Annotated in this window: 3 protein-coding genes and 2 tRNA genes; all 5 read right to left on the bottom strand. The window is 71.7% G+C overall.

The annotated features are described in order from the left end of the window. Nucleotides 1–93 precede the first annotated feature (93 nt). Nucleotides 94–3,243, bottom strand: a complete 3,150-nt coding sequence (locus AC5JJ2_RS05870; RefSeq protein ID WP_495857033.1) for a WD40 repeat domain-containing serine/threonine protein kinase — start codon at nucleotides 3,241–3,243, stop codon at nucleotides 94–96. A gap of 58 nt (nucleotides 3,244–3,301) precedes the next feature. Next, entirely contained in the window at nucleotides 3,302–4,132 is an 831-nt protein-coding gene (locus tag AC5JJ2_RS05865; RefSeq protein WP_495857032.1) for a hypothetical protein, read from the bottom strand. Between the two features lie 57 nt (nucleotides 4,133–4,189). Further along, nucleotides 4,190–4,558, bottom strand: a complete 369-nt coding sequence (locus AC5JJ2_RS05860; RefSeq protein WP_495857031.1) for an ArsR/SmtB family transcription factor — start codon at nucleotides 4,556–4,558, stop codon at nucleotides 4,190–4,192. A gap of 228 nt (nucleotides 4,559–4,786) precedes the next feature. Then, nucleotides 4,787–4,861: transfer RNA gene (locus AC5JJ2_RS05855), tRNA-Thr, on the bottom strand. 141 nt (nucleotides 4,862–5,002) lie between these two features. Continuing rightward, nucleotides 5,003–5,077 (bottom strand) — tRNA-His (locus tag AC5JJ2_RS05850). Nucleotides 5,078–5,218: the final 141 nt, after the last annotated feature.

The following is a 5,218-nucleotide window of genomic DNA, read 5'->3' as shown; positions in this document are numbered from 1 at the left end:
GAGCGTCTTCCCCCTCACCCCGGCCCTCTCCCCCGCAAAGCCGGGGGAGAGGGAGTAATACCGAACGGAGACGCTGCTCCTCCGAAGCGGTCGTCACCGTCCGGCGTCCCACACCCGTGCGGTCTGGTCGTCGCCGGCCGTCGCGAGGCGGCGGCCGTCCGGCGAGAACGCCGCCGCGTTCACGCCCCCGCCGTGGCCGGACAGTGTCAGCGTCTCGTTGCCGACCGTCGCGTCCCACAGCTTCGCCGTCTTGTCCGCGCTCGCCGTCAAGAGCCGCGTGCCGTCCGCGTCGAACGCCACCGTCCGCACGTCGTCGGTGTGGCCGCGGAGCGTCAGCAGTTCCCGGCCGGTCGCCGCGTCCCAGACGCGGGCCGTGTTGTCCGCCCCGGCCGTCGCCACTCGCTTGCCGTCCGGGGAGAACGCGACCGCCTCCACGAAGCTCGCGTGCCCCTTCAGCTCGGCCAGCTCCTTCCCGGTCTTCGCGTCCCAGACGCGGCCGCGGAAGTCGGACCCGGCCGTCGCGATGAGCGCGCCGTCCGGCGAGAACGCGGCCGCGTTCACCGGGGCCGTGTGCCCCTCGAACGCCCGCACGAGGTCGCCCGTCTTCGCGTCCCACAGCACGGCCACGTTGTCGAACCCGGCGGTGAGGATTCGTCCGCCGTCCGGCGAGAAGACGGCCGAGCGGACCGAGTGCTTGTGGGCCTCGATGGTGAGTAGCCGGCGGCCGGTCGCCGCGTCGAAGACGCCCGCCATCCCGTCGCGGCCGGCGGTGACGACCCTCGTGCCGTCCGGCGAGAACGCGGCCGTCTCCGCGACGACGCGGGACACCGAGATGGTCCGCGTCAACTCGCCGGACGCCGGGTCGAAGATTCGCACGGTCCCGTCGTTGCTGGCGGTGACGACCCGCGTGCCGTCGCGGGAGAACGCGACCGACTTCACCTCCCGCTTGTGGCCCGGCAGCAGGAGCGGGTCCGGGCCGCCGGTCGCGGACCAGACCTTCGCCGTGTTGTCCGCGGACGCGGTGACGATCCGCGACCCGTCCGGGCTGAACCGGGCCGATTCCACGCGGCCGGTGTGCCCCTTCAGCACGAGCGCCACGCGGCCGGTCTTCACGTCCCAGACGCGGGCCGTCTGGTCCGGGCTGGCCGTCACGATCCGGTCGCCGGCCGCGTTCGGGAACGCCGTGCGGATCGTGCCCGCGTGGCCCTTCAACTCGAAGAGTTGCTTGTCCTCGTCCGCGGCCCAGAGCGCGGTCGGGCCGTCGTCGGTGCCGGTCACGGCCCGCAGGTTCCCGTCGCGGGTCAGCCACGCGGCCCGGACCCAGGCGGCCTTCCCGGTGAAGCCCGCCGTGACCTTCCCGGTCGTCGCGTCCCAGACGCGGGCGCGGTTGTCGTCGGCGACGCTGAGGACCCGCTTCCCGTCGGCCGTGAACGCCACCGAGAAGACGGGGTTCGCGTGCCGGTACGTCGTCAGCTCCTCGCCGGTCGTCGCGTCCCACACCTTGCAGGCGTTGTCCGTCCCGCCGGTGACGACCTTCGTGCCGTCCGGCGAGAACGCGGCCGTGCGGACGAAGCTCGTGTGCCCCTTCAGGAGAAGGAGTTGCTTGCCGGACCGCGCGTCCCAGACGCGGGCGTTGTCCTGCGCGGCGGTGACGACCCGCCCGCCGTCGGGGCTGAACGCGGCCGCGTCCACGATGCCGACGTGCCCGGCGAGCTTCACGAGTTCCTTGCCGGTCGCCGCGTCCCAGACGACGGCGGAGTTGTCGCTGCTGGCGGTGACGACCTTCGTGCCGTCCGGCGAGAACGCGGCGTCCCACACGGCCGAGATGTGGCCCTTGAGGGTGACCTGGTCCGAGTGGCAGAGGCGGTGGACGAAATTCCAGTCCCAGCCGCGGTGCTTCTCCGGGCAGAGGGCGAGGAACATGTTCGCGCGGGCGGCGTCGCCGGCCCGGTACTCGGCGTGGGCGAACGACAGGTTGCGGGCGTAGGCCAGCCGCTCCCGCTCGTCGGCGATGTCGTCGCGGGCCTGCTTCGCCACGCCCTCGGCCGCGCGGGCTAACCCCTCGGCCTTCTCCGCGCGGTCGCGGGCAACGTCGGCCAGGCCCTTCTCGGTCACGGCCGTGCCGCGGGCCGCGTCCGCGATCCGCTTCTGGTCCTCGGCGAGGTCGCGGGCCTCCTCCGCCTTCCCCCGGAACTCGACGGCGATCCGCTTCTCCGTCACCGCTTCCTGCCAGAGGCTCGTCGTGACGACGGCGGACGCGACGGACACGGCGGCCAGCACGCCGAGGGCGCACGCGGCGGCGAGCGTCGGCTTCCGCCGCACCCACAGTACGGCCTTCTCGAACGGTGTTGCCCGCTTCGCGGAAATCGGCCGGCCGTCCGCCCACGCCCGCAGGTCGGCGGCCAGCTCGTTCGCCGTCGGGTAGCGGCGGTCCGGCTCCTTCTCCAGGCACTTCAGGCAAATCGTCTCCAGGTCGCGGGGGATGCTCCCGGCCACGCTCCGCAGCGTCGGCGGGTCGGTCAGTTGAATCGTGGTGAGCAACTCCACGTCCGTGGTCGCCTCGAACGGCCGGCGGCCGGCGAGCGCCTCGTACAGCATGACGCCGAGCGACCACACGTCCGCCGGCGGGCCGACGAACTTCATCGCCCGCGCCTGCTCCGGGGCCATGTACGCCGGCGTCCCGGCCGCGTCCTGCGTCTGCGTCAGGTCGGACGTGGTCCGCTTCGCGAGGCCGAAGTCCGTCACCTTCGGCGTCCCGTCGGCGGCGAGCAGCACGTTGCCCGGCTTCAGGTCGCGGTGGACGATCCCCAGGTCGTGGGCCGCGCCGACGCCGGACGCGACCTTCGCGATCACCGCCGCCGCGTCCGCCGGGGCGAAGGCGTGGCCCGCCTTGACCCGCGAACCGAGCGGCCCGCCGGTGAGGTACTCCATCGCGATGTACGGGCCAAAGTCGCTCTCCCCGAAGTCGTACACGGCGACGACGTGCGGGTGCTTGACCGCCGCGATGACCTGGCCCTCCGCGAGGAACCGGGCCTTGTTCAGCGGGTCGTCGCCGCGCATGAGCTTGAGCGCGACGGCGCGGTCGAGCTTCGTCTGCTTCGCCTCGTAGACGACGCCCATGCCGCCGCGGCCGATCTCGCGGAGCACGTCGTAGCCGGGGATGGCCGGCAGCCCGTGGCGGACCGCGGCCGGCGGGGCGGAGGTCTGGACCTGCGTGCGGTCGAGGTGCGGTTCGTCGGTCATACCGGTGGCCCGGTGGGATGCCCGATGGTAGCCGACGCCGCGGCGGGGGGGAAGGGTGTCACAACCGTTCGGCCGCGGCGGTGGCGTTCCGCACGGCCTGGACGAGTAGGTCGAAGTGGTCCTCGAACCGGCGGGTCGTTACCTCCTGTTGCAGGACGGCGACCGCGAACAGGAACTGCACGTCCGCCCCGGCCTTCGGCGGCCGGACGTACTGGAACAGGTAGCCGCCGTACTGCACGTCCAGCAGCACCCGCCGGTTCCCGCCCTGGCCGCCCTTCTCCAACAGGCCGTTCATCCGCTGGAACTCGCGGTGCAACTCGACCGCCAGGTCGAGCCACTTCCGGATGCGAACGTCGGCCGGCTCCTTCTGCCCGGTCGCGTCGAGCCGCTGTTGGATCTCGGCCCGGTTCACGCCGGTCGCGATCACGTCCGGCGTCGCGCCGTCGGCCTTCGCCAACCGGACGAGGGCGGCGAAGTCGATGCCGCCGCGGAGGCTGGAATAGTATTGCACGGCCCGCGGCAGGTGGGCGAGCTTGCGGAACGTGCCGGGGTCGCGGGGCAGCACGGCCCAGCAGTACGCCAGCGTGCCGAGGATGACGAGGCCGTTGAAGAGCGCGAACCCGGCGATGAGGACCGGGCCGGTCGCCTTCTCCTGCAGGACGAGCGCTTCGAGCGGCGCGAACCAGGCGAGCGGGTTGCCGGCGTTCGTCTGCTCCCGCAGCAGGCCGCACCCGGCCGCGAGGAACCCGGCGGCGACGAGCAGCCACGTCAGCCGGTTCGGGTTGACGACGTTCCGGACGAGCGGCCGCCCGAGGACGACGCGGAGGACGCCGAACGCGGCCGCGGAGATCGCGGCCACCTTCATCAGGTCTGTGACGTTCCAGGTCATGCCGGTCCCGCCCGTGGCACCGGGTGATTCGCTCGGCGGCGGGCCGATCTTGCCGGGTCACCCGGCGGATTTCTTCGCCACCTTCGCCCGGCTCTTGGCCGCGGCCTCTTCCTTGAGGATGTTCACCCGGTAGTTGCCGCAGAGGATGGTGCCGATCACGTCCGGCGAGTCGCCGCCGGGGACGTACACGCCGGGCCGGAACTTGTAGTTCACCCGCCGGCCCTCCTTGTCGTCTTCGAGCAGCCCGGCGTTCCGCATGACGCCGAGGTGGTGGGACATGTTGACCATCGGGATGCCGAGCAGGTCGGCCAGTTCGCCGACGTTGTGCGGCCGTTCGGTCAAGCGGTGCAGCACGAGCATCCGCGTCGGCTCGCCGACGGCCGCCAGCATCGCCGCGATCCGCCGGGCCTCTTGGTATTCGATCATGTGCAACCGTACCGTTCTCGCAGCCGCTGGGCACGGGCATTTGCTGGGGGGCCGTATTATTCGCGGGCGGTCCGAAGGCCGGGGTGGAAGCGCAGTTATAACAAGTCGTGTCCGGCCTGTCAGTAAGAATCAGCGGCCGCATCGGGTTCGGGGCGGCCGGGCGGGTCCGGGCGGAGGAGTTGGTGAAAGTGTACCGTTAGGTCCGGAATCCGGACGATCGTGCGAAAGGGCCGGCGGCGGGGGTCGCACCCGCATGAGCCGACTTACGAGGTCGGTGCCTTTCTGGTGTCGCGCCACGCCGGCGAGTAGTTGGTAGTAGGCAGTAGTGAGCGGTCTTTGCTGGCAACTACCAACTACCAACTACTCAGCAGAGGGACAAGGATTTGAACCCTGTGAAGCGGGGTTGGAATCCGCGTGCTCTCCCAGGAGCATCCCTCTGTATCAGGCAGCCAGACGGGGTTCGAACCCGTCCCTCGACGGTCACAGCGTCGCGTGCGGAGCCACTACACCACCGGCTGCACGGGAAGGACACGAACGGCCGCCGCGGGTTCGCGGCGGCCCGACTTCCGAAGTCCGGCTTCGACTTCGGAAGTCGATCCCGCGCGGGGAGCGCAACGGGGGCCGCGGCGAGCCGAGCGGCGTAAGCCGCCGGGTGAGGGG

The organism is Limnoglobus sp. (genome assembly GCF_059499385.1).
This window is presented reverse-complemented; position numbering and strand designations above follow the sequence as displayed.

Bases quoted from the DNA above. Each gene is read 5' to 3' on its own strand.
- AC5JJ2_RS05865 (WP_495857032.1), bottom strand. From the start codon at position 4,132: ATGACCTGGAACGTCACAGACCTGATGAAGGTGGCCGCGATCTCCGCG.
- AC5JJ2_RS05870 (WP_495857033.1), bottom strand. From the start codon at position 3,243: ATGACCGACGAACCGCACCTCGACCGCACGCAGGTCCAGACCTCCGCC.
- AC5JJ2_RS05860 (WP_495857031.1), bottom strand. From the start codon at position 4,558: ATGATCGAATACCAAGAGGCCCGGCGGATCGCGGCGATGCTGGCGGCC.